This is a genomic window from Tatumella sp. UBA2305 (assembly GCF_002345795.1).
GTDB lineage: Bacteria > Pseudomonadota > Gammaproteobacteria > Enterobacterales > Enterobacteriaceae > Tatumella > Tatumella morbirosei.
Genome location: NZ_DDVT01000021.1, coordinates 287,708 through 312,381, shown reverse-complemented (window position 1 = coordinate 312,381; position 24,674 = coordinate 287,708). Strand labels below are relative to the sequence as shown.

The following is a 24,674-nucleotide window of genomic DNA, read 5'->3' as shown; positions in this document are numbered from 1 at the left end:
GGCCTTTTTGCATTTGTTCTGCAGAAAAAGCAGTCATCAGACAGGAACAGCCGGCCGGCAGAGTGAAACATCTGCACCCGCACATTTATCGGCCAGCAGGGAAACTCTGACTGATTTGGGCTAATTCTGTCCCTGTAGCCTCAAAAGAGACCGCGGACAGGAGATTAATGCATATTATTGGCTGGAACATCCTGCCACTGGCAGTTGATCGTTTGCTTGCTTGCGGAACAATCACCGGTATGGACCACCATGGTTTCCTGGGGTTGTTGTTTTTTAGCTGCACAGCCAGCCAGCATGGCCGTAAAAAGTATTACGCCGAGAATGCGCATTTTAGGATCTCCCTGCATTTATCTGCCACCATAATAAACGACCCGTCTCTTATTGTCCTGCCACTCTGATTATCTCTGGCGTTTTATAAACGATAAAGTCTGTTGCTCATTGCCCAGGCAGACTGGCATAGTGATTGCTTAATTATCTCTATATTCACTGAACGGATAAGATATTGCACTATGACACAGAAAGCTGACCTTATACTGACGTTAAATGAGCATCACCGTTATGATTCTACTGGCGGAGGATCTCAGCCATTTAGCTGGCCGGAAGGGAAAGGCCTTGCGGTCTATGTTGCGATGAACCTGGAGCATTTCTCCTTTGGTTGCACAGAAGGGGCTAAAATATCACAAGCGGCGAACTCACTGGATATTCTGAATTATAGCTGGCGTGATTACGGAAACCGTGTCGGAGGCTGGCACCTGGCTGAATTGTTTGAACGACTTGGGATACCGCCGGCAGTCATCGCTAATACCTCACTACTGGAACATTATCCGGAGCTACTGCAACGATGGACAGCATTGCCCGGCAGTGAGTTAATTGGTCACGGCCATACAAACTCGCAGAGACAGGGGGATCTGAGCTCAGAAGATGAATCCAGGTTGATCAGTTACTGTCAGCAACAACTGAGCAGCTATCAGGGGGAAAAAGTTTCTGGCTGGTTGTCACCCTGGATTTCGGAGAGCCAGGAAACCCCTGACTTGCTGAAACGACATGATTTCGGGTACACGCTTAACTGGGCACATGACGATATCCCCGTGACCATGCATACCCGTCACGGAGAACTACTGTCTATTCCTTATCCTCAGGAAATCAATGATATACCTACGATTATCCCGAACGGGACTCCAATAGATACTTTTTGCCAGATGATTGAAGATCAGTTTGCAGAATTGTTGGAGAGAAGCAGATTTTCGCCTCAGGTGATGGGTATTGCTCTGCACCCTTATATTGTTGGACAGCCATTTCGTTTTTACCGGTTAAAGAAAACGCTGACGGAACTGATGTTACGACAGAATGAATTCTGGCTGACGACTCCCGGAGAAATTGCCCTCCATTATCAACGTCTGAAAGCTGATTAACAGCAGCTGGGATTAATCTGCCGGAAAGAGTCAGACTCCTTCCGGTGAAATATTTAACTGGCAGTCAACTCCCGTTGGCTGATGCATTAGTATGACGTTTCGTTACTGTGCCTGAAGGCCGTAACAATTAGTGGGACATGTTGCAGGTCCATCTCTCCCCGGTGGGAAGTGGTGGCATGACAAAACAGGCCGGCCAGGCAAGAAAGCCCTCCGGCTTCAGAAAGAAGCATATGGGCCTGACTGTCTACGATCGCTTCCTGGCCACCTCTCTGATTATGAGTTAACGCTGAAATAACATTACCCATAGTACCGCTGGTGGCAAATAAGGCAGCGGATTTTCCGGTAAGTTTAGCTGCTAAAGTTTCCAGCCACATCGCTTTGTAGGTGTGGTAACAGTATCACTACCTAAATCAATCATTGGTTTTTCTGTACAGTATTCAGAGGCTGAGGAGCAGAAAGTTCTTCACTGCTTTCTGGCTTAGCCCATTTCATACCATTCACAAACGGCAGGAGTAAAAAATATTTATTTTCATATGCTTATTTTTATTTGTGAGACGGTTCTATTATCATTTACTGGTCGTGCCTGAAAATATTGAACCGGTATGGCGCGCTGTGAGGACATTGCTGTGCAATGAGTATCACAGAGGAAACTGCTGCTTTTACGACCATGTTTATGATCAGCTTTACCATTCAACAGGGGTTTATCAGATAACCGGGGGGTGATTATTCATCAAAAACCGCCCATGATAGACAACGAAGTATTCTGAATAATTACCGTGCAAGTCTGGCGGTTAACTCAAGAGAGAGGTTTACATGTCAGGTATTTATGTCGTCTACTTTTCAGGCTATGGTCATACACAGCGAGTAGCTGAGAGTGTTGCTGAAGGGGCTCAGGCCGGATTAATCGCTATCGATAACAACGGTGAAATTACTGAGCAGGACTGGGAAAAGCTGAACAGTGCTGATGCTATTATTTTTGGTGCACCGACTTACATGGGGAGTGCTCCATGGCAGTTCAAAAAATTTGCCGATGCCAGTTCGAAGGCCTGGTTTACCCGCCAATGGCAGGATAAAGTTTTTGGTGGTTTCACTAACAGTGCCAGCCTGAACGGGGATAAGCAAAACACCCTGATTTTCTTCCAGACGCTGGCCGCACAACATGGCGGGATTTGGGTGAGTCTGGGTCTGCTGCCTGCGAATACTTCTACTGCAACCCGTGAGGATCTCAATAATCTGGGAGGGTCTGCCGGGCCATTAATTCAGTCACCTTCTGATGCCGGAGCTGATGTTATTCCTTCCGGTGATCTGGCTACGGCGCGTCAGTATGGCACCAGGGTCGCCAGTATTTCAGCCCGTTTAAAATAAGTTTTTTTGATACATCCGGGAGGCGACATTGCCTCCTGTTTTATCCTTGTGGCCTGAATAATGAGTGGTTCAGATCTCTTAATCAACCAATGTGCGCTATTACCTGAAGCAGATTAACTGCCGCCATATAACCTGTCAGACTGCCGACAGCTTTAATAATCTTGCGATATTTTCGCAGGTACGCTGGATATTTTCAGGCCCACTGGAGAGCAAATTATCGATATTATCGGCCTGCGGAATAATTCCAAAAATGGCATCAATTCCCTTGTCATAGAGTACGTCTGTACCACTACCAATGCTTCCCGCAACCGCGATGACCGGAACACCGACCGCTTTTGCCGCTTCTGCGACCCCAAATGGCGTTTTTCCAAAACGAGTCTGGTGGTCAATGCGGCCTTCACCTGTGAAGCAGTAATCGGCGCCAGAAAGATGCTGCCGTAACCCACTATATTCCAGAACAATATCAATGCCCTTACGGAGTTGACAGTTGGTGAATGCCAGTAAGCCGGCCCCCAGGCCTCCTGCAGCACCCGCACCAGGCTGGCTGGCAATATCCTTACCCAGTTGCTGATGAATTAATTGCGCGTAATGGGCCAGATTATTATCGAGCAGCCCGACCATTTCCGGAGTAGCTCCCTTCTGAGGACCGAAAATAGCGGAAGCTCCTTGCTCGCCACATAAAGGATTCGTGACATCACAGGCCACCAGAATATTTACTGTCGACAGGCGAGGCTCAAGTGTTGAAACATCAATCCTTTCGAGTGCTCCAAGGGCACCTCCTCCGGCAGGAAGTTGCTGATTATCTTTACCGTAAAACCGGGCACCAAGTGCTTCTGCCATTCCGGCTCCGCCATCATTTGTGGCACTGCCTCCAATCCCTAAAATAATTTTCCGGATCCCCTTATCAAGGCAGGCACGGATCAGCTGACCAGTACCATAAGTTGTGGTTTGCAGCGGATTACGTTCACCAGCGCGGGTATGCTGAATACCACTGGCAGAAGCCATCTCTATGAAAGCGATATTACCATCGCCACTGATACCATATGAGGCTTCAACCGGTGTGCCGGAAGGGCCGGTTACCGTCATGGTACAAAGTGTACCGCCGGTTGCATCAACCAGCGATTGTGTTGTGCCTTCTCCCCCGTCTGCCATCGGAACGTGAACATAGCGGGCATGTGGGTAAACAGCTTTCAGACCTCGTTCCATAGCCACGCAGACCTCCTTTGCGGTCATGCTTTCCTTGAAGGAGTCCGGGGCTAAAACAAAAGTTCTGGTATTCATATCGTTATCCTTTTTCAGACCTGATAGCCAACAATAGAGTGGCCACGATAATCATGGTACTGCCGCCTGCACCTCTCCCTGCCAACCCTGGTTATACGCTGTTTAATCGTTGAACCCTGCATCGATTAATGTGCCGGAACTGATGCTTTTGAAGCCCCGGGATCGAAAGCAGAGCTGTTGACAGAAAGGTCGGGCTGTCAGCCCCGGTGGGTAAAAATAACAGGGCAGAGATCGCTGGTGCAAAATGAAAAATATAACGAAAAATAGCTTAGCAGAAGACCGTATCTGACCCGCGGAAATGTATGTTTATGGTGCGAATTCGCTATTTTCGTCGTCATTTAAGGCATGTAAAACTTTTCCCGACTGCATACGGCAAGTGAAACAGGAGCCAACATGCTGAAGACGTGAGGTTTATTCTGGCATTAATAGCGGTGAGGAGCTATGTGCAGGCTAACTAAAATCAAGCTGATTTCGGGCCAATTTTTGTGTATTTACCCCATAGCATGAGAATAAGCTCACATTCCGGATATTAACCAGTTTTACTAAACTGAACCGGCACAGGATATGCAAAAAAGCTGAGAAAAAGGTAAGACCTTGCTATCACCATGTATCATGGTGGTCAGGGTACAGGTGCTATGTACCCCGTTAATCATCAGTGATGATCCAGTCCCCTGTGCTCCGCCGCATTATAGCCAAAATAAGCCATCAACAGAGACAGTAGTACCAGAATCACCAGTGGCGAGTGCCAGCTACCGGACAGGTCGTGTAATTTTCCCATCAGTGGCGGACCAAACGCTGCCAACAGGTAACCGACGCACTGTGCCATCCCGGAGAGTGCAGCTGCCTGCAATGCTGACCCGGAGCGTAGTCCGATAAATGTCAGGCCAAGAATAATGACTGCTCCACAGCTAAAGCCAAATAACGATACCCAGAACCCCGATAGCCCGGGAAATATGAGCAGCCCAAGCAGGCTAAGGGTACACAGTAATACCAGAATCACGGTGATACCTTGCTGGCCTTTCAGCTTGCGTAGTGCAATACCAGCCAGTAGACCGGGAATAGCCGAAGTCAGCTGCATCAAACCATGCAGCGATCCTGCCTGTTCGTTGCTATATCCCTGAGCTGTCAGAATCGCCGGAAGCCAGCTGACAATAACATAGTAAATCAGTGAGTTAGAACCCATAAATAACGTGACATGCCAGGCGATTTTTGATCGCCACACCAGTTGGTGGGCATTGCCAGCCCCTGGGACTACAGGAGCCGGTGCGGATGACTTCAGTTGCGGTAACCAAACTATCAGAGCGACCAGCGGGAATATACCCAGAGTCAGCAATGCTCCTGTCCAGCCGATTCCCAGATAGGTTAAAGGTACCATTGCTGCCGATCCCGCGGCGGCAAACAATCCCATAACTAACGAATATTTACCAATAACCTCCGCTACCCGCTGTGGATAGTGACGTTTTACCAAAGAGGGTAACAACACATTACACAATGCGATACCGCAACCAATAAGGGCGGTGCCGGGATAAAGTGTGAATAAACTCCCCAGAGAACGACAAATAATTCCCAGCAGAATGATCAGCATGGCTGCAAACAGTACCCGTTCAGCACCAAAACGGTGTGCGAGCCCTGCCGAAATGGGTGAAATGATGGCAAATGCCAACAGAGGCAACGTGGTAAGAATACCGATGCTGACATCGCTCAGTGAGAACGATTGTGATATCGAATGGAGTAAAGGTGATACACCAGTGAAAGTGACCCGCAGGCATCCGGCAATCAGGAAAATACCCAGCAGCAGCAGGGCAGAACTGGTTTTATTCAAAAGAAACCTCTGTCAGTCATTTAATCAGTTACCGATATCATAGCTGTTGCCCGAGGGTGTTGAATCAGGCTAAATTGACAATCAATCGCTGAATTCGGACAAATTATGCAATTTGAATTAATGCTGAATGGATATCATGCTGATGAGGATGATTCACCTGCGACAGCCTTTCGTATCTTCGGATCAGATAACCAGAGTGAATCTCCACCCCACAGCCACCGTAAAGGTCAGCTAATTTTGGCTCTCCATGGGGGAGTTACCTGTCGTGTTTTGGATGCGTTGTGGAGTGTGCCGAAAAACTATGCTCTTTGGATTCCGGGAGGGATTGAACATTCCAATCATGTCACCCGTAACGCACGATTGTGTTTCGTGTTCATTGAACCCAATGCGACCATGATGCCTGATTATTGCTGTACTCTGGCACTATCCGCATTGGTGAGAGAGGTCATTCTCCATCTGTGTACCACAGTCGGTCAACCGGATGATGCCGCCCGGCGTAGAATGGTTCAGGTATTGTTCGATCAACTACCACAGACGCCGAATAACCAGTATTACCTGCCTTACCCCGGGGATAAGCGTTTGCGTAGAATGGTGGAATATATGAGAACTTTTCCTGACAATATGCAGACTCAGCATTACTGGTCTGTTACTTTGGGGATGAGTGAGCGTAATTTATCGCGGTTGGTTATTCGTGAAACCGGAATGAATTTTCGTCGCTGGAAACAACAATTGCAGCTGATTCTGGCAATTGAATATTTACTGGAGGGAGAGAGCGTTCAACAGACGGCAGTTCGGTTAGGCTACGATTCTGCTACTGCTTTCATTAATATGTTTAAAAATTCTATGAAACAGACGCCCGGACATTGGTTGTCAATCCTGAACGGTAATCAGAGGTAAATTGGGGTCTAATTTCCATTATTATTGTAATTATCCGAGTTTCATTAATATCTTTATTTATTAATTTGATCTGCGTTATTAATTTTTGTTTTTATGTTCTGTATCTTGTTTATATGATAACTTCCACTTTTTGAAAGTAAAATCATGATCCTCTTCACATTATATAGAATAATTCCTTTTCTGAAATTTTATATTGTTTATTTTGCAATCTCTGTTATTTAGCCAGAGTCGTGGATGATTATTTGGCGGGTGCCATTTTTTTATTAAAAGGAATTAATATGAATAAGTTTATTTTATGTCTCTCTCTGTTATTGAGTGCTGTAACCTGTAGTGCATCTCCAGTGAATAATGATGATATAACTCTTTACTTCGCACGCCATGGTGAAACATTGCTAAATAGCTTTAATCATGTTCAGGGGTGGTCTGATGCTCCTTTGACCGTGGAAGGTAAACAAGTCGCGCGCTATCTTGGGGCCGGACTGAGAGGTATCCCGTTTGATCGTTTTTACTCCGGAGATGTCGGACAGCAGCGTGATACGCTGAAAATAGTGCTTCGTCAGACAGGCCAGGCACTGGCTGAGGTGACAGAACTATCGGGGCTGAGGGAGTCGTATTTCGGGAGTTTTGAAGGATTACGTAACGAAGAAATGATGAATGCAAGTGCTCGTGTACTGGGATTTAAAGATCAACGCGAAATGCTGTCAGAAATGAAATCCGGAAAAATTTCAATCAGGCAATTACAGGATGCAATTTCAGCAGCGGACCCAGCAGGTCTCGCTGAAGACTATAAACAGGTAAAAAGCCGCGTCCATGCAGCGTTAACAGAAATTGTTGAATCAGCGAAAAAACAACAGGATAAAAATATTCTTATTGTGACATCAGGGATGACAATAATGAATTTAGTCTACGAACTCACGGGTGAGTCGGTGAAAATTAAACCCTTAGAAAATGCTTCAGTTGTTAAAATTACTTATAGTAAAGGTAATTATACAATTAATGAGCCAGGAACATTAAAATATTTTAATGACGGGAAGGTGTTACTGGGTAAATAATATGTATTAAGTTTTATCATCAGTGAATATATTCTACCGCTGCCAGAGCATCAGTCTTGCTACGGAAGGTCAATATGGATGTCAGATACAGAACCTGGATATAGTTAATTATTTTTAGCACCGGTGTACAGGCGGGTGCTACGGATTCCGATTCTCAGAAAAAATGAGGGGTTTAACGGGCCGTCATGGTTTTCCTTTTTTGACCAGTCAGAGACGACGCTTTCATTTAAGAATTACTGGAAGAGTCTGGATTAAGAAGAGAGTGGAAACCGAAAAATACACAGCGCATGGGGCCAGGGAGCTGAAGCCTCATTTCACTTGGGAGATCTTGCCGGTATCCTTGGTGTTGATGTGACATGGACCCGGGTGTTTAAACTGGCGGCCAGTGATTATTTTCAGTCGCGCGGAGTACTCTATGATTCCGCGCATCAGAATGAAAAAAGCAGTGCAGCGGGTTTTCAAAAATTTGGGCAACGTAATATCAGGCTGCAATACAGGCTCGCTGACAACGATCTGAAAGGCCGAATCGGCTGGACACCGTTGAAAAATCTCGGGGTAATCACTTCATCCAATCGCTTATCAATGACCACCTATTCTGGTTGTTATGCCGGTATTACTCATAATTCACTCAGTTTACAGGGGGGAATAGTCAGAAAATCCATGAGCAGAAGCTCCCCGGAAAATACCCGTTTTATGACGAATGATCGGCAGATAATTCGTTCACTGAGCACACTGGACCTACGCTGGAATGACAAATCAAAAACGTACAGTACGCATGGGGAGAAAGCAGTGACTATCTCTCAAGGCATATATTACAAGCCACGGTTCGTCCGGTTAATTCGTTGTCTCTCAATGGGCAAATATATCTCACCAGAGCATTAAAAAATTATCGGGTCATGACGGAAAAATACCGTGATTTTGATAGCAGGGGGCAGCATTTTTCCCTTGAAGCGCTTATTGAAAAAGAACGCTGGCAGACTCGCTGGTCACTTGCCTATACCTCAGATCCAAAACAACGTAGGCACCTACCCCTATCATATGAGTAAAAATTCTCGTGGTACATTCAATGCTATGTCGAAAGCCGGTAATGATTACAACCGTGATCGCGAAAAAGTTTTGTCCGGATTGATTGGCTACCAGTTAACTCCGGAAATAAATCTGGGCTTTGTCGGCACGATTGCCCGGTTTAGTTATCAGCCTGTACCGGTAACCACCGGGGAGCTGAATTTTTTTACGCACTGGAAGCCGGCCGGGAAAACATTACGTAATCTGACCGTTTCGGCAATGTTTGGTCCTGGATGGTCTTATAAAACCAGCAGCGATAAAATACCTCTTCTGAAAGATGCCCGCTTTCAGCGGGCAAACAGTTATGCCGGTGAGCTGGTGGCTGAATACAAATTCAGTCTGTATTAACCGTAGTGGGGTCAACGGTATTGGTTTGCAGGCCATGGTCTCCTGATGGAGCGTTATGCCCTTACCACAGTAATTCCACCAGTCACTCAGACGGTCTTCAGCGATAAAGACCGTTGTTCATTGTTTCGATAATTCCTGACAGTCGCTGGATGACATGTTGGGCTGCTCTCGAGAGTTGTCTGGAAGGAGCCGTGCATAATCCCAGGGTGATGGGTCTCATCTCACTGTTTTTCAGTGGGATGAAACATAACCGTTTAAGGTTGATATCTTCCATCACATCCAGCCGACTGAGCACGGAAATACCCGCTCCGCGGGTGACCAGGCTGCGGATGAGACGAATATCATTACAAGAAATAACGGATTCCGGTGACTGACCCGAACGATTGTAAAGTGACTGGACACGTTCATGTACCACCAGGCCGCCACCAGGGATGATATGTCGTTCGTCACGTAGTTCTGAAAGGGAAATAACAGAGCGTGAACTGAGAGGGTGACCCGTAGGCAGGATCACACCCATTTCAAGTTCGGCGAAGGCGATCACCTCGATCCCACTGACTGCACCAGGATCGAGGATCAGACCGAAATCTACTTCTGAATCTCTGACCATCCTTGTGACTACAGCACTACTTTCAACCATTAGTTGCAGATTGAGCCACTCCTGTTCGTGGGCAATGGCCGAAATTTCTCCGCACAATGCCCCTTCAGTCAGGGCCTGAACTAACCCGACGGTTACCTTGCCACGCTTAAGCCCCTGGATCTCATCAAAACGTTGCTGTGTCAGACTGAAATCACGCTGCCAGCGAAGCAGGTCGCTGTACAGCAGTTCTCCTGCAGTTGTCATACGCATACCTTCGGGTAGCCTCTCGAATAAGGCAATCCCAAAACTGTCTTCTGCCTGCAAAATCTGGCGATTAATCGCTGATGCTGAGACATGCAGCTTCTCGGCAGCTTTACGAAGGCTACCGCTGCGGACAACTTCCGCGAAATATACAGCGAAACGTGAGAACGGTGTCATGAATTACCTGTACAGTTTTTTGCAACATGTATGTGCATTAATGCTGATTGACTGATACACCTTAGTTCACACAGAATGTCCTGACAATATCTAAGCCATTACACATGACTGAAGTGGACGCTGCTATGAATAAAATTTCACCTCCTGCACATTGTACGTTTGAACCGGATGACTGGATGCGTCTGGCGCGTCACTGGCATCCGGTTGCCCGTTCAGTGGATGTCACGACTTCGCCCTACAAAACTGTGTTGCTGGATGAACAGCTAGTGGTGTACCGAACCGGTGAGGAAATTGTCGTGGCAAAAGATATTTGTCCGCACCGTGGTGTTCCACTGAGTCTGGGATTTGCCGATGAAGGTGGCATTGTTTGCCCATATCACGGCCTGCGGTTCGGTGCCGGGGGGAGATGCAACCGTATTCCGTCAAGCCCCGATCAGGCAATTCCGGCAAAACTTAATCTCACCACCTTTGGTGTGGAAGAGCGTTATGGTCTGGTCTGGGTCTGTATGCTGCCTGACTCTGAAAATCCGGTCAGTCTGCCGGTGATGCCACTGTGGGAGGAACCTGGCTTTCAGCAGATCAACTGTCCCGGGTTTGATGTCAACGGATTTGCAGGACGTCAGGTGGAAGGTTTTCTTGATGTAGCCCATTTTGCGTGGATTCATACTGATACTTTTGCTGATCCTGAAAATCAGGTTGTGCCTGCATATAACCCGGTGGATACCGGATATGGTTTCAGTGTTGATTACTGGAGTACTGTCAGCAACTATGCCGCAGATTCTGAGGACCAGGCGCCCGAAGGTTTTTCGTGGCTACGGCACTTTGAAATGCACCTGCCTTTTACCGCCACGTTGACTATCCATTTCCCGGGCGAATCACGGCTGGTCATTATGAATGCAGCTTCACCGGTGTCGGCAAGGAAAACGCGCATGTTTGCCCCGATTGCCCGAAATTTTGACCTGCATATCCCGGTTCAGGATGTGTATGACTTTAATCAGCGGGTGTTTGAAGAGGACCGGCTGATGGTGGAAACACAGATGCCTGAGAATCTGCCACTGGATATGTCCCTGGAAGCTCACATTCCGGCAGACCGAAGCTCTATTGCCTATCGTCGTAGCCTTAAAAAAATGGGTTTCGGTGAGTTTTTCCTGGTTTAGGGAGCCATGTGATGACGATATCTTTTGATGTGATTGTCGATGCACTTTACCGCCAGGGAGATAATAACCTGGGGGTGACCCTGGTGTCGCGGGATGGCCGGCCACTTCCGGACTGGACTCCCGGTTCACATATTAGCCTCCAACTGCGCAACAATTTGATCCGCCAGTACTCTCTGACGGGGAAGGGGGACAATCCCTTTCAATACGAAATCTGTATCGCGCGAGAGAAAACATCGCGGGGTGGCTCTGCTTATGTGCATGATGTGCTGCGTCCCGGACAGGTAGTGTCAGTTTCTGAACCTAAAAATTTATTTCCGTTGGTTCCTGCGAAAAAAGTTATTTTACTGGCGGCGGGTATTGGTATTACGCCGCTCTATGCGATGGCAGAAGAGCTTGAAGCCACTGGCGTACCCTTCGTGCTTCACTATTATCTGAAAAGTCGTAACAGTGCCGCATTTACACGTGAGCTTTCGCGGCCGTTACAACATGGTCAATGTGATTTTTGGTATAGCAGTGACGGAAACTCACCCAGAACGCATATACCTGAAGAATTACTGACTCCTGCCGGGGATTCTCATATTTATCTGTGTGGCCCGCAAGGATTTATGACGCAAATGACGGAGAATGCTATCCGGCAGGGCTGGCAGAAAGCCAGTATCCATACAGAAGCGTTCCGTCCACCGGAGCTCCCTCAGTCTGTCGATGACAGTGGTGCTTTTACCGTCACATTATCCTCAACCGGTGAGCAGTTTACTGTTCCTGCGGATAAAACCATTGCCGTCGTGCTACTGGAGAATGGTGTAGATATTCCACTTTCCTGCGAAATGGGTATGTGTGGTGCCTGTCTGACCCCGGTGGTTTCCGGCACGGTAGATCACCGGGACACCGTCCAGTCGGAGGGGGAAAAAGCAGCCGACCAACAACATATCGCCCTGTGCTGCTCCCGAAGCCATTCAGGGGAGCTGGTGGTTGCGTTGTGAAACGAATGGCTATGAAATTTTAAGGCAGAAATAAGCCTGAGATTTAAGCAAGTCAACGGTGTTTAAAAGTAACGTCATAATTTGCGCGCTGATGAGAGTAAAAACATAAACTGGCCAATACTCCATAACAGAAAGGCACTGTCCTCGTCAGGATAGTGCCTTTCTTTTCAAACTGTTACGTATGAACGATTAGTTCATGCCGTATTTTTTCAGTTTTTTACGCAGAGTACCACGGTTAATACCCATCATCAGTGCTGCACGGGTCTGGTTGCCACGGGTGTACTGCATCACCATGTCCAACAAAGGCTGTTCAACTTCAGCCAATACCAGCTCATACAGGTCATTAACGTCCTGACCATTTAACTGAGCAAAATAGTTCTTCAGTGCTTGTTTAACCGAGTCACGAAGTGGTTTTTGGGTTACCTGATCCTGTGAATTCACGGTAGAAACGGTCAGTACGTCAGAATTTACGCGTTGTTCGAACATAGTTCTTTCAGCTCTTTTTTTCGTTTACGCAAGATTTTCGAAGTATGCCTCCAACGCCTCCAGTTGTTCACTGGCATCCTCTATGGCGTTGAATGTGCGCCGAAACTGGTCATCAGGAGCATGTTCCTGCAGGTACCAGGAAACGTGTTTTCGGGCAATACGGTATCCTTTGCCATGACCATAAAAGTCGTGCAGTTGCCGTATATGTCCAATCAGCATTTGCTTCACCTCAGCGAGTGGCTTTGGCGCAAGCAGCTCCCCTGTGTCCAGATAATGCTGGATTTCCCGGAAGATCCACGGTCTTCCCTGGGCTGCACGGCCTATCATCAGAGCATCCGCTCCGGTGTAGTCAAGCACAGCCCTGGCTTTATGCGGGTCAGTAATGTCTCCATTCGCGATGACGGGAATGGACACGTTCTGCTTAACTGTCCGAATGCTGTCGTATTCTGCGTTACCGTTAAACAGACAAGCCCGGGTTCGTCCGTGAATAGTTAACGCCTGAATGCCACAACGTTCAGCCAATTGGGCAATTTCTATGCAATTGCGATTTTCGGTATCCCAGCCAGTACGAATCTTCAGAGTCACCGGAACATCAACTTCATTCACCACCGCCCGCAGAATAGACTCTACCAGCGACGGATGTTGGAGCAATGCAGAACCAGCCATCTTTCGGTTCACTTTTTTGGCGGGGCAGCCCATATTGATATCAATGATTTGGGCACCGGATTCAGCATTAATCCGTGCAGCCGCAGCCATCTCATCAGGGTCACCACCGGCAATTTGTACTGAGCGAATACCCGGCTCATCGCTATGCACCATACGCAATCTGGATTTGTCACTGGCCCAAACTTCAGGGTTGGATGACATCATCTCCGATACCGTCATACCTGCACCATTTTCGAAACAAAGCGTACGAAATGGCCTGTCGGTAATACCGGCCATTGGCGCAGCTATCAGTCGGTTTCGGAGCTGGTATGAACCAATGCGCATGGAAAAGAGATGACCTTATATGTTCGCAAGGCGGCGTATATTACGCATTTTTTTGCGAAGATGAAAGGCCAAACTTTGAACAATATACCGTCATTGATCACGTAAATTCATCTTTCGTGAATGAATAATTTAACATAAGTAAAAATATCAATGACTTATGTTGTTATCCAGGTCTGGTGACTTAAAAAAATTCTTTCTTTTGCCCCGATATACCAGATAAAAAACAGCCCGCAGGACAATTTACAGCATATCTGTAGTACAAAATTTGTCATAAAAGGGCAGATACCCACTAAAAAATCGCCAGACAGTTTTACTGACACGCATTTTAGCAGTAGGCACCAGAACGCAAATCCTGCAGTCTGGTCCCCCAACCCTGTCGAAAACTTATCTCCGTTTACCTGTGATACGACACCACTCTTCTTTCTCAGCTACGGGGTCCAGAACAAACTTATCGGTATAGGCTGAACAAACATCTTCGGCCTGACTTGCCAGTACACCAGACAGTGCCAGTTTACCGCCACTGACAGGCAGTACACCGATTAACGGAGCCAGTTCGCGAAGGGGGCCGGCCAGAATATTAGCGACGACGACATCGGCGCTCAGTCCGTCCGGCTGCTGGTGTGGCAGGTAAAGATCCAGTTTGTCAGATACCCCGTTACGTTCCGCATTGTCACGGCTTGCCTGGATAGCCTGAGGATCGATATCGATGCCGATAGCATGACGGGCGCCCAGTTTAAGTGCGGCGATCGCCAGGATCCCGGAACCACAGCCGAAGTCGATCACCGTTTTTCCTGTCAGATCCTGACTATCCAGCCAGTTCAGACATAGCGAAGTGGTAGGGTGGGTACCGGTACCAAAGGCCAGCCCCGGGTCCAGCATGACATTGACTGCGCCAGGATCCGGGACTTCCCGCCAGCTAGGACAAATCCACAGCCGTTTACCGAAACACATTGGATGGAAGTTATCCATCCATTCACGTTCCCAGTCTTTGTCTTCAATCTGTTCAATTTTGTAGCGAAAACCCGGGCCCGGCTGTGGTTGCTGCTCCAGCATACCTATCACCTGTTGCATATCGGTTTCGGCATCGAACAAACCTATGGCATCCGTATCCCCCCACAACCTGGTCTCTCCTGGTAGTGGTTCATACACTGGGTTGTCGTGCGTATCCTGAAAAGTGACAGATACCGCACCACTTTCAATAAGTGCATCACCTGTCTCTTCAGCGTGAGCACCAGAGGTATTAATTTTGATTTGGATCCAAGGCATAACGTATCTCTTTATCTCTTCACACCCGACAGCGGGGTACGGGGTGTTGGTTTACCCAGCCGGTTGCCAATCAGAAACGCGGCCAGACTCAGTAACAGTGACGGAACAATCGGGTGGAAATTCCACCAGTGAATATTAAAACTGGCCAGTAATGCGTAGCTGACCGCGCCACACAACATACTGTAGACAGCTCCTGTTGCATTTGCTGGTTTCCAGTATAAACCCAGCAGCAGTGGCCAGAGAAATACCGTTTCCAGTGCACCGAATGCCATCAGGTTCATCCAGATAATCATGTCAGGTGGCCGCCATGCCGTCAGTATCAGAAGCAGCCCCAGAGCGAGCGTCAACCCGGTAGACAGCCGACGTAAATGACGTTCATTTGTTGACCGTTGTGGGGATATTCTCAGGTACAGATCTTTAATAATCGTGGCTGATGCCTGAAGTAAGTGAGCATTCACATTCGACATGATTGCGGCCATTGGTGCGGCAAGAAAGATTCCGGCAGCAAACGGTGGCAGGACTTTTATCATCAGTGTCGGAATGACCAAATCAGGCACCGTAAGATTTGGAATGACCGCCCGACCCAGGGCACCGGCCAGATGCATTCCCAGCATCAGCAGTGTCATCATCAGGGTGCCAATAAAAATGCCACGATGCATTGCTTTACTGTCGCGATAAGCAATACTGCGGATTGCGGTATTCGGGAGTCCCAGTACCCCAAAACAGACCAGCACAGTGAATGAGGCCAACAGATGACCATTGATTATATTTCCGGCGCCCTGTGGCTCGGTAAGCAACGGATCAATCGACTTCAGGGCGGTCACTGCCTGTGATGGGCCACCGGCAGCATGAAGTACGGCAAATAGCAGCAGAAAAGTGCCTGCCAGCATCACAATGCCCTGCATGGCATCGTTCAACACGCTAGCCCGAAATCCTCCCAGTGCCGTATAGAGAGCGATTACGCCACCAAAAATCAATAATCCTCGGGTATAAGGAACACCTGCAACGGTTTCCAGTAATCTGGCTCCGCCAATGAACTGCACGGTCATAACCGCAATAAAGGCCAGCAGCAATGTTATACTGGCCAGCCAGACTACCAGTGAGCTGCGGAAATGAGCATACAGAATATCGTTAAGGGTGACGGCGTTATAACGCCTGGCCAGAATAGCAAACTTTTTGCCGAGTACACCTAACGACAGCCAGACCGTGGGCACCTGCACCATAGCCAGAAACACCCAGCCCAGGCCATATTTATAAGCAGCCCCGGGGCCTCCGACAAATGAACTGGCACTGACATAAGCTGTTGTCAGTGTCATTGCCAGTAAAAAGCCGCCGAGTGTTCTGCCTCCAAGAAAATACTCACTCAGGAAAGAACCTTTGGCTCGTTTCTGTTGCCACACGGCAAACAGCGACAGGGCAGCGACGACCAGCAGATAGGCCAGCAAAGGAATCATTATTTTACTGTTCACCGGCATCCTCCAGCGGGATGTCGCGAAATATAAAACGCAGCATCAAAGCGCATAAAAACAGAAATAACAGTGGCGCAAACAGGCAGGATAATTCAAACCAGCGGGGAAAACCGGTAATGCCCGGAGTATTTCCTCCCAGCCACGCGCTCGCAGCCCAGACAATCAGCCAGCCAATAGTCAGTAATAATGACCAGCGTGCCTCTTTATGGGCCTGAATAAAGCGAGGATCCATCGCAAACCTCAACCACAAGACAAATAAAAAGGCCGGAAAATCCGGCCTTGGGTTAAATCCAGAAAAAAATTATTTTTCCTGCAGACCCAGCTTTTTCTCCAGGTAGTGGATATTGGTTCCACCCGCCTGGAAATGCTCGTCAGCCATAATTTTTAACTGTAGATCGATGTTGGTTTTAATACCGTCAATAATCAACTCACCCAGCGCATTGATCATGCGGGAGATGGCGACCTCACGGGTTTCACCGTAAGTGATCAGTTTACCAATCATTGAATCATAATACGGCGGTACAGAATAACCGGAATAAATATGTGATTCCCAGCGAACGCCAAAGCCACCCGGAGCATGGAAACGGGTAATTTTCCCCGGGCTCGGCAGGAAGGTATTTGGATCTTCGGCGTTAATACGACATTCAATCGCATGGCCGCGCACCACAACATCTTCCTGTTTAATGCTCAGCGGCAGACCCGCGGCAACACGTAATTGTTCTTTGATCAGGTCCACGCCAGTGATCATTTCAGTCACCGGATGTTCAACCTGAATACGGGTGTTCATTTCGATGAAATAGAACTCGCCATTTTCAAACAGGAATTCAAACGTACCCGCACCACGGTAACCGATATCAATACATGCCTGAGTACAGCGGGTACCGATAAATTTACGCAGTTCCGGAGTAATGCCAGGTGCCGGAGCTTCTTCAACCACTTTCTGGTGGCGACGCTGCATTGAACAGTCACGTTCAGCCAGATAAATAGCATTCCCCTGACCATCCGCCATTACCTGGATCTCGACGTGACGAGGATTTTCCAGGTATTTTTCCATATAAACCATATCGTTATTGAAAGCCGCTTTAGCTTCCGCACGAGTCATAGTAATGGATTGCTCAAGATCTTTTTCGCCGCGAACCACACGCATACCGCGTCCGCCGCCGCCGCCAGAGGCTTTAACGATGATCGGATAGCCGATGCGTTTTGCAATTTCACGGTTTTTGTCCATGTCATCGCCCAGGAATCCGTCAGAGCCTGGTACGCAAGGAACACCTGCTTTTTTCATCGCATGAATAGCAGAAACTTTATCACCCATCAGGCGAATGGTATCGGCTTTCGGACCAATGAAGATAAAGCCTGAGCGTTCGACCTGTTCTGCAAAATCAGCGTTTTCAGATAAAAATCCGTATCCCGGGTGAATAGCATCAGCGCCGGTAATCTCTGCGGCTGAAATCAGAGCAGGAATATTCAGGTAGCTTTTAACCGACTGAGCAGGACCGATACAAACGGTTTCATCTGCCAACAGTACGTGTTTTAAGTCACGATCCGCTGTGGAATGCACTGCCACAGTTTTGATGCCCAGTTCTTTACAGGCACGCAAAATACGTAGGGCAATTTCACCACGGTTAGCAATAACTATTTTTTCCAGCATGGTTGCCTCGTTATTCGATGACGACCAGTGGCTCGTCAAATTCAACAGGTTGGCCGCTTTCTACCAGGATTGCTTTGACAACACCAGATTTATCGGCTTCGATCTGGTTCATCATTTTCATTGCTTCAACGATGCACAGTGTTTCACCGGCAGTCACTTTTTGTCCGACTTCCACAAATGCTTTAGCATCCGGGCTTGGGGTACGGTAGAAAGTACCGACCATGGGTGAACGGACAATGTGGCCACTCAGCTCTTTGCTGGCAGCTGCAGGTTCAGCTGCAGGGGCAGCAGCAACGGCCGGAGCAGCAGCAGGGGCTGGTTGCATTGGTGCGGCATAAGCCTGTTGCATGACAGGGTAACCCATGTTTGCAGGGGTACGGCTGATACGAACTGACTCCTCACCTTCTGAAATTTCGAGTTCAGCGATGCCGGATTCTTCAACCAGTTCGATCAATTTTTTAATTTTACGAATATCCATGAGTGTGGTTCCGTACTCTGTTTAATTTGAATTTGACAGGCGTTTAACTGCCGTATGTAAAGCCCATGTGTATCCGTCGGGGCCTAATCCGCAAATAATGCCGGCGGCAACATCCGAAAGATAGGAATGATGGCGGAAAGGTTCACGGGCATGCACATTAGTCAGGTGCACTTCGATGAAAGGAATACTGACCGCCAGCAATGCATCACGCAGGGCTACGCTGGTGTGCGTAAATGCGGCAGGATTAATAATAATATAATCCACATTGCCTCGTGCCTCGTGAATACGGTCAATCAGCTGATATTCCGCATTCGATTGCAGGTGACTGATTCCCACATTAAGTTCTTGTGCGAGCCGATTCAATCCACTGGTAATATCCTGCAATGTGGTATGACCATAGGTCTCCGGTTCACGGGTACCCAGTAAATTAAGGTTCGGACCATTCAGAACTAAAATATGAAAGTTGTCAGCCATCGTGTGGCTATCTCCTGCAATAATAAAGACATCGCGTAAAATACTCTCCCTGCCACCATTTGTCACCCATTCTGATGAAAAAGACGGTTTGAGAGGGGGAGTGGGTTTTAATTATACCTGTTTCGTTGCAATTCGCCGCAGGTTAGTCAGTTTATCTGCGAAGTTTATCACTTATGTGCCTGTGGGGTTTTTTAACAGAATTTAACCACAGAAGCCAATCAGATATATTCAGAAGCCGGTTTTCCGCAGCAATTTTTTGTAACGCAACGCGCATAACAGCAATGCCAGAGCGAACCAGATAAAGGGTTGTAGGGAGTAGGCTTTCACTGACCACAGATAATGTACCGGAACCAGGATGGCCAGCAAATAAATACCGTTGTGCAGCTTTTGCCAGCGTGGTCCCATTCGGATCTGAATGCGACGAAAAGAGGTGACTGCTAAAGAAAATAATACTAACCAGCTGATCATGCCGAGAGTCAGATAGGGACGGCGGATAATTTCCTGGCCCAGCAACGAAATATTATTCACCCCCAGTTCCAGAAAATAGTAACTCAACAGATGCAGGGTCGCCCATGTGAAGCACCATAATCCGATCAGTCTGCGGCAACGCATCAGTAACGGCTGGTGTAGCCAGCGCGAAAGCGGGCTGACCAGCAGTGTCAACAGCAGTAGTTTGAGCCCGATCAGGCCGGTGAAGTGCTGAATATCTTTGGCTGGATCGGCACTAAATTCGCCAGCACGCACTGCCAGCACCAGATAAATGAAAGGGCTAAAAGCGAGAATATGCAGCAAACACTTGAATGCCACCAGTAAGCGTGGTGTCCGGTGGTTCTGTGCTGACATTAAAAGTTTCTCCGTAAGTCCATGCCTTTATACAAAGAAGCCACCTGGTCGGCATAACCGTTAAACATCAGAGTCGGCTGGCGACTGACATCAAATAACCCGCCGGGACCAATAAATCGTTCTGTAGCCTGTGACCAGCGTGGGTGATCAACATGTGGATTAACATTGGCATAGAAACCATATTCGTTTGAGGCCAACTGATTCCAGGTGGTGGGTGGCTGTTCGCGTGTCAGGCTGATTTTTACTATCGATTTTATGCCCTTGAAGCCATATTTCCACGGCACAATCAGCCTCAGTGGCGCTCCATTTTGTGGTGGTAAACTTTTGCCATATACGCCAGTGGTCATCAGGACCAGTGAGTTCATTGCCTCGTCGAGTCGTAAACCTTCAACATACGGATAATGCAGACCAGCGCTGTTAAGACTCTCCTGTTGTCCGGGCATCTGCTTTGGATCATACAAAGTCTGAAAAGCAACATAGCGAGCGTTACTGGTGGGTTCGGCCATTTTCAATAATGATGCCAGGCTGAAACCTATCCACGGCACGACCATTGACCAGGCTTCAACGCAGCGCATCCGGTAGATACGTTGTTCCATAGGAAATTTTTTAAAAATATCATCCATGCTCAGTGTCAGCGGGTGGGCTACCTCGCCATCAATACTGATTTGCCATGGTGAGGTTTTGAAATGTGTGGCATTGGCAGCGGGATCCGCTTTATCCATACCGAACTCATAGAAGTTATTGTAGCCTTCAACCTTGTTCTCAGGGGTCAGTGTCAGTTTAGCCTGCCACTCAGCCGGAGAACTGAAGCGGAGCGGATGTGTTCCTCTGGCCGGTGCGGGGCTGTCTGAAGAGCCGGTCAGCCAGTCAGTAATTTCTGCGTTCGCCGTAGCGGGCAGGGTCAATGCAGCACCGCTGATCCCCAGTAATTTCAGAATTTCCCGTCGGGTACGGTTAAATACCTGCTCCGGGGTGACATCGGATTCTTTTAACGGTTTATTCATCGGCAGGTTCCTTCGTGGTGGTCAGGCTCTGTACCAGGCATTGGTCCGTTTTGTCGGAACTGCCTTTGCGATATCACACCATAATATCTGGCGAAGATTTGTTCTGGTATAGGGAATAACGTAAAAAAGCGTGTTTGACACGAGTTGGCACTGTCTGATCAGCTAACTTATGTTATTTTTTGCTTGCTTGTCACAAGGGGCGTGACATTGTTTAGAGGAATTTCAGGGAGAACAGGGATGCGTTCAACTGCCCGCCTTACGGCGATCATTACTTTTGCCAGTATGCTGGCAATGTTATTGATGTTAGCCGGATGTATTGCCAGTTTTCTCTGGCTGAATAAACAACGGATCGAGCACCAGTTCAATACTCTGGCCACATCAATGGATCAGGCTCTGTTCACCCACCGGCCGCAGGATATGGAAAACTGGTTGCGCGGGATCATGCCGGTGGTGAATATCGAAAGACTTGAGCTCTATGATGGCCGTCAGGTTGTTCTCGCTCTGAGACGTCAGGAAGTGCCGCTACTGGAAGATACCCCGAATCAGTTTTATCATTTTTCAACCACGTTACTGCATCACCCCTCGCTTACCGTGCGCATTGCCATTCTGAACCCGGTGTTAACCTGGCTGCGTTCATTCATCGGAATCTCAACGTTTATATTTATGGCGCTTGTCGTACTGGCGATGTCAGTGCTTTTAATATTGCTGCATCTCTGGATGCACCGCCAGTCAATGGGAATAGCGCTGTTGGAAGCCCGTACAGAGCGAATATTACGTGGCGAACGATCATTCGGTGTCAGAGCCCACCAACAGGAATGGCCATTACAGGTGGGGCAGGCACTCGATAGTTTGCTGCACGAAGTTGAACAGGCAGGAGTTCGGCACGCGCGGATTGAAACTTTAATTCGTGAATTTGCCTCACTGGACACCGAAAGTGGCCTGAATAACCGGCTGTTCTTTGAATCCCGCTTTGCGACATTACTTGATGAACAGGAAGATGCCGGCGAGCATGGCTGCATTATGATGATCCGTTTTACTGAATCTTCGTCTGCGGGTTCCGGAGTTAAAGAACATGCTGATAATCAACAGTTATTTGAGTTGGTTCATGGCTTGTCAGCGATGCTTTCCTGTTACCCCGGGGCATTACTGGCGCGCTATTTTCATCAGGATTTTTCGCTACTTCTGCCACACCGTTCACTGAAGGAGGCCGAAGGTATTGCTGCAAAATTAATTACCGCCGCCGACGGTTTGTCTCCCCTGCATAACTACGATAAAGAAGACTTTATACACATAGCTATCAGCGACTGGCAGCGTGGCCAGTCAGTGTCCGGAGTCATGGAACGACTGGAACTGGCGATGCGCAGAGCAACTTTATTGGGAGGGAATAACTGGGCGGTGGAGGAGGGGAATATCAGTATTGCGGGACGTGGAAGCGTACGCTGGCGGACATTACTGGAAAAAACCTGTCAACTGGGAGGACCTGAACTGTACCAGAAAGCGGTAATAGACAGGCAAGGTTATGTTCATCACCGAGCATTACAGGGCCGAATTAAAGATGACAATAAATACGTTTTAGCGGCAGAATATATGCCATTAGTTTGCTCACTGGGATTAGCCGCTCGCTGGGATCGTCAGTGGCTGGCGAGGATAGCGAATCTGGCTGCCGGAGCGGTGCCGGGGTCATGGTCTTTTCCGCTGACAACCGAAGCTTTGTTACAGGGACCATTTGTCCGTTGGCTTTATAAGATGTTGTTAGATATTCCCCGTTCGCAAAGAAAACACTTTTTATTTGAACTTGCTGAAGCAGATGTGGGTCAACATATCAATCGGTTGTTCCCTGTACTGCGAGCACTGAACGCTTTTGGTTGCCGGATTATTATTAGCCAGGCGGGGCAGACCCTGGTAAGCAGTGAATACCTGCAGCAAGTAAAAATAGAGATGATTAAGCTGGATGCCGGGCTGGTGCGCAATATCGATCGCCGACCAGAAAACCAGTTATTAGTGAGTAGCCTGGTGGAGAACTGCCTTTCGGCTTCTACACTAGTATTTGCTACCGGAGTGAAAACCCGGGAAGAGTGGCAGATGTTGGTAAATTTAGGTGTCAACGGTGGACAAGGTGACTATATTGCGCCACCCTTACCGGTTAAATTTGCACAGACTGTTTCCCGGCGGAGTTTGCCGGTGAAATAGAGAAAAAAGCGGCTGAGTCGTGGTGTATTTCCTTAACCGGGGAACGCGCTATCGGAACAGATTGGCCGGGGCCGGAAAATTAAAAAAACTAAATGTTAGATTTTGTTTCTGGCTTTAGTTTGTGGTCATAGCTTCTGGCCGAAAAATGTCGGGTTTACAGTACTGTGATGAGTGTTGCCACAGTACGCAATAACACAAATGTACAATTGATTATTTTTTCACCGAAGCAGAATGTTGTTGCGCCTTGTGGCGGCTTCGAGTGGTTGGTAAAGTAAGCGGATTTTATTTTCCGCCCCCAGCTTGCAGGATTACCCCTTAGTATGTTTAAAAAATTTCGTGGCATGTTTTCAAATGACTTGTCCATTGACCTGGGTACCGCCAATACCCTGATTTATGTAAAAGGGCAAGGCATCGTGCTGAACGAGCCTTCTGTCGTTGCTATCCGTCAGGATCGTGCCGGTTCGCCAAAAAGTGTTGCAGCGGTTGGCCAGGAAGCTAAACAAATGCTGGGCCGCACACCCGGTAATATTGCAGCCATCCGTCCAATGAAAGATGGTGTTATTGCTGACTTTTTCGTGACTGAAAAAATGCTCCAGCACTTTATCAAACAGGTTCACAGTAACAGCTTTATGCGCCCAAGCCCGCGCGTACTGGTGTGTGTTCCGGTGGGAGCCACTCAGGTAGAACGCCGTGCTATCCGGGAATCTGCACTGGGTGCGGGTGCCCGAGAAGTATTCCTGATTGAAGAGCCAATGGCTGCTGCTATCGGTGCCGGATTACCGGTTTCTGAAGCAACCGGCTCGATGGTGGTGGATATTGGTGGGGGTACCACTGAGGTTGCGGTGATCTCTCTGAACGGAGTGGTCTATTCTTCTTCTGTACGTATTGGTGGTGATCGCTTTGATGAGGCTATCATTAACTATGTCCGTCGTAATTATGGCTCGCTGATTGGCGAAGCCACTGCTGAAAGAATCAAACATGGAATTGGTTCAGCTTATCCGGGCGATGAAGTGCTGGAGATTGAAGTTCGTGGTCGTAATCTGGCTGAAGGTGTTCCTCGCGGATTTACTCTGAACTCAAATGAAATTCTCGAAGCATTGCAGGAACCATTAACGGGTATTGTCAGTGCTGTGATGGTCGCGCTGGAACAATGCCCGCCGGAACTGGCGTCCGATATTTCGGAGCGCGGTATGGTGCTGACCGGTGGTGGTGCATTGTTACGTAACCTTGAGCGCCTGCTGATGGAAGAAACCGGTATTCCGGTGGTAGTTGCTGAAGATCCGCTGACCTGTGTTGCCCGTGGTGGTGGTAAAGCGCTGGAAATGATAGATATGCATGGCGGGGATCTGTTCAGCGAAGAGTAATAGCTGACAGGACTGAAGTGATGGCTGGTGGAGTCCGCCAGCCACGTTGCTTGTGAACACCCAAT

At 48.2% G+C, this 24,674-nt stretch carries 25 protein-coding genes; 11 read left to right on the top strand and 14 right to left on the bottom strand.

What is annotated here, in order from left to right; translation table 11 throughout:
• Positions 1–167 precede the first annotated feature (167 nt).
• Both B3Z23_RS15330 and B3Z23_RS15325 read left to right on the top strand, forming a co-directional pair.
• Positions 168–398: a hypothetical protein gene (locus B3Z23_RS15330; RefSeq protein ID WP_294911904.1), complete on the top strand. Its 231-nt coding sequence runs from the start codon at positions 168–170 to the stop codon at positions 396–398.
• 111 nt (positions 399–509) lie between these two features.
• Positions 510–1,412 carry a polysaccharide deacetylase gene (locus B3Z23_RS15325; protein ID WP_294911902.1) on the top strand — a complete coding sequence of 301 codons (903 nt, stop codon included), beginning with the start codon at positions 510–512 and terminating at the stop codon, positions 1,410–1,412.
• Positions 1,413–1,498: 86 nt separating this feature from the next.
• On the opposite strand, the gene B3Z23_RS18735 is transcribed toward B3Z23_RS15325, so the two are convergent.
• Entirely contained in the window at positions 1,499–1,786 is a 288-nt protein-coding gene (locus tag B3Z23_RS18735) for a beta-eliminating lyase-related protein (protein ID WP_414716497.1), read from the bottom strand.
• Positions 1,787–2,225: 439 nt separating this feature from the next.
• Between B3Z23_RS18735 and B3Z23_RS15320 the strand changes: the two genes are divergently transcribed.
• Positions 2,226–2,777 (top strand): flavodoxin family protein, encoded by a 552-nt coding sequence (locus B3Z23_RS15320; protein WP_294911900.1) that lies wholly within the window; start codon positions 2,226–2,228, stop codon positions 2,775–2,777.
• A gap of 135 nt (positions 2,778–2,912) precedes the next feature.
• Here the strand turns inward: B3Z23_RS15320 and B3Z23_RS15315 are convergent, their stop codons facing one another.
• Together B3Z23_RS15315 and B3Z23_RS15310 are read right to left on the bottom strand one after the other, a co-directional pair.
• On the bottom strand, positions 2,913–4,058 hold the full coding sequence (locus B3Z23_RS15315; protein ID WP_294911898.1) for a glycerate kinase: 1,146 nt from the start codon (positions 4,056–4,058) through the stop codon (positions 2,913–2,915).
• 652 nt (positions 4,059–4,710) lie between these two features.
• On the bottom strand, positions 4,711–5,880 hold the full coding sequence (locus B3Z23_RS15310; RefSeq protein ID WP_294911896.1) for an MFS transporter: 1,170 nt from the start codon (positions 5,878–5,880) through the stop codon (positions 4,711–4,713).
• A 105-nt stretch (positions 5,881–5,985) separates the two neighbouring features.
• Between B3Z23_RS15310 and B3Z23_RS15305 the strand changes: the two genes are divergently transcribed.
• The 4 genes from B3Z23_RS15305 to B3Z23_RS15290 all read left to right on the top strand — a co-directional run bounded on the left by B3Z23_RS15305 (position 5,986) and on the right by B3Z23_RS15290 (position 9,242).
• Positions 5,986–6,777: an AraC family transcriptional regulator gene (locus B3Z23_RS15305; protein WP_294911895.1), complete on the top strand. Its 792-nt coding sequence runs from the start codon at positions 5,986–5,988 to the stop codon at positions 6,775–6,777.
• A 278-nt stretch (positions 6,778–7,055) separates the two neighbouring features.
• A complete protein-coding gene (locus B3Z23_RS15300) occupies positions 7,056–7,829 on the top strand; it encodes a histidine phosphatase family protein (RefSeq protein ID WP_294911893.1) in 774 nt (257 codons plus the stop codon).
• Positions 7,830–8,147: 318 nt separating this feature from the next.
• Entirely contained in the window at positions 8,148–8,711 is a 564-nt protein-coding gene (locus B3Z23_RS15295) for a hypothetical protein (protein WP_294911891.1), read from the top strand.
• 156 nt (positions 8,712–8,867) lie between these two features.
• Positions 8,868–9,242: a hypothetical protein gene (locus tag B3Z23_RS15290; RefSeq protein ID WP_294911889.1), complete on the top strand. Its 375-nt coding sequence runs from the start codon at positions 8,868–8,870 to the stop codon at positions 9,240–9,242.
• 97 nt (positions 9,243–9,339) lie between these two features.
• Here B3Z23_RS15290 and B3Z23_RS15285 read toward each other — a convergent pair whose 3' ends face one another.
• Entirely contained in the window at positions 9,340–10,257 is a 918-nt protein-coding gene (locus B3Z23_RS15285) for a LysR family transcriptional regulator (RefSeq protein WP_294911887.1), read from the bottom strand.
• A gap of 125 nt (positions 10,258–10,382) precedes the next feature.
• On the opposite strand from B3Z23_RS15285, the gene B3Z23_RS15280 reads away from it, so the two are divergent.
• Positions 10,383–11,414: a Rieske 2Fe-2S domain-containing protein gene (locus B3Z23_RS15280; protein ID WP_294911885.1), complete on the top strand. Its 1,032-nt coding sequence runs from the start codon at positions 10,383–10,385 to the stop codon at positions 11,412–11,414.
• 11 nt (positions 11,415–11,425) lie between these two features.
• The gene (locus B3Z23_RS15275; RefSeq protein WP_294911883.1) at positions 11,426–12,394 is read left to right on the top strand and encodes a PDR/VanB family oxidoreductase; all 969 of its coding nucleotides are present in this window, start codon (positions 11,426–11,428) and stop codon (positions 12,392–12,394) included.
• Positions 12,395–12,583: 189 nt separating this feature from the next.
• On the opposite strand, the gene fis is transcribed toward B3Z23_RS15275, so the two are convergent.
• From fis to msrP, 10 genes are all read right to left on the bottom strand, one after another.
• Entirely contained in the window at positions 12,584–12,880 is a 297-nt protein-coding gene (gene fis, locus B3Z23_RS15270; protein WP_000462905.1) for a DNA-binding transcriptional regulator Fis, read from the bottom strand.
• Positions 12,881–12,904: 24 nt separating this feature from the next.
• A complete protein-coding gene (gene dusB, locus B3Z23_RS15265; RefSeq protein WP_038016779.1) occupies positions 12,905–13,870 on the bottom strand; it encodes a tRNA dihydrouridine synthase DusB in 966 nt (321 codons plus the stop codon).
• A 384-nt stretch (positions 13,871–14,254) separates the two neighbouring features.
• Positions 14,255–15,136: a 50S ribosomal protein L11 methyltransferase gene (gene prmA / locus B3Z23_RS15260; RefSeq protein WP_294911649.1), complete on the bottom strand. Its 882-nt coding sequence runs from the start codon at positions 15,134–15,136 to the stop codon at positions 14,255–14,257.
• Positions 15,137–15,147: 11 nt separating this feature from the next.
• Positions 15,148–16,611, bottom strand: a complete 1,464-nt coding sequence (panF, locus tag B3Z23_RS15255) for a sodium/pantothenate symporter (protein WP_414716496.1) — start codon at positions 16,609–16,611, stop codon at positions 15,148–15,150.
• Positions 16,595–16,837: a DUF997 family protein gene (locus B3Z23_RS15250; protein ID WP_294911645.1), complete on the bottom strand. Its 243-nt coding sequence runs from the start codon at positions 16,835–16,837 to the stop codon at positions 16,595–16,597. Before B3Z23_RS15250 ends, panF begins: the two co-directional genes overlap by 17 nt.
• 69 nt (positions 16,838–16,906) lie before the next feature.
• Positions 16,907–18,256, bottom strand: a complete 1,350-nt coding sequence (accC, locus tag B3Z23_RS15245) for an acetyl-CoA carboxylase biotin carboxylase subunit (protein ID WP_038016787.1) — start codon at positions 18,254–18,256, stop codon at positions 16,907–16,909.
• Positions 18,257–18,266: 10 nt separating this feature from the next.
• On the bottom strand, positions 18,267–18,734 hold the full coding sequence (gene accB / locus B3Z23_RS15240; protein WP_294911643.1) for an acetyl-CoA carboxylase biotin carboxyl carrier protein: 468 nt from the start codon (positions 18,732–18,734) through the stop codon (positions 18,267–18,269).
• A 21-nt stretch (positions 18,735–18,755) separates the two neighbouring features.
• Complete coding sequence (aroQ, locus tag B3Z23_RS15235) at positions 18,756–19,208, bottom strand: type II 3-dehydroquinate dehydratase (protein WP_294911641.1); 453 nt, start codon at positions 19,206–19,208, stop codon at positions 18,756–18,758.
• Positions 19,209–19,436: 228 nt separating this feature from the next.
• The gene (gene msrQ, locus B3Z23_RS15230) at positions 19,437–20,051 is read right to left on the bottom strand and encodes a protein-methionine-sulfoxide reductase heme-binding subunit MsrQ (protein WP_294911640.1); all 615 of its coding nucleotides are present in this window, start codon (positions 20,049–20,051) and stop codon (positions 19,437–19,439) included.
• Positions 20,051–21,061, bottom strand: a complete 1,011-nt coding sequence (gene msrP, locus B3Z23_RS15225; protein ID WP_414716499.1) for a protein-methionine-sulfoxide reductase catalytic subunit MsrP — start codon at positions 21,059–21,061, stop codon at positions 20,051–20,053. The genes msrQ and msrP overlap by 1 nt, the downstream gene beginning before the upstream one ends.
• A 231-nt stretch (positions 21,062–21,292) precedes the next feature.
• Here msrP and csrD point away from each other — a divergent pair, with 231 nt between their 5' ends.
• Complete coding sequence (gene csrD, locus B3Z23_RS15220; protein WP_294911636.1) at positions 21,293–23,245, top strand: RNase E specificity factor CsrD; 1,953 nt, start codon at positions 21,293–21,295, stop codon at positions 23,243–23,245.
• 320 nt (positions 23,246–23,565) lie between these two features.
• The gene (gene mreB / locus B3Z23_RS15215; protein WP_025903794.1) at positions 23,566–24,609 is read left to right on the top strand and encodes a rod shape-determining protein MreB; all 1,044 of its coding nucleotides are present in this window, start codon (positions 23,566–23,568) and stop codon (positions 24,607–24,609) included.
• Positions 24,610–24,674 lie beyond the last annotated feature (65 nt).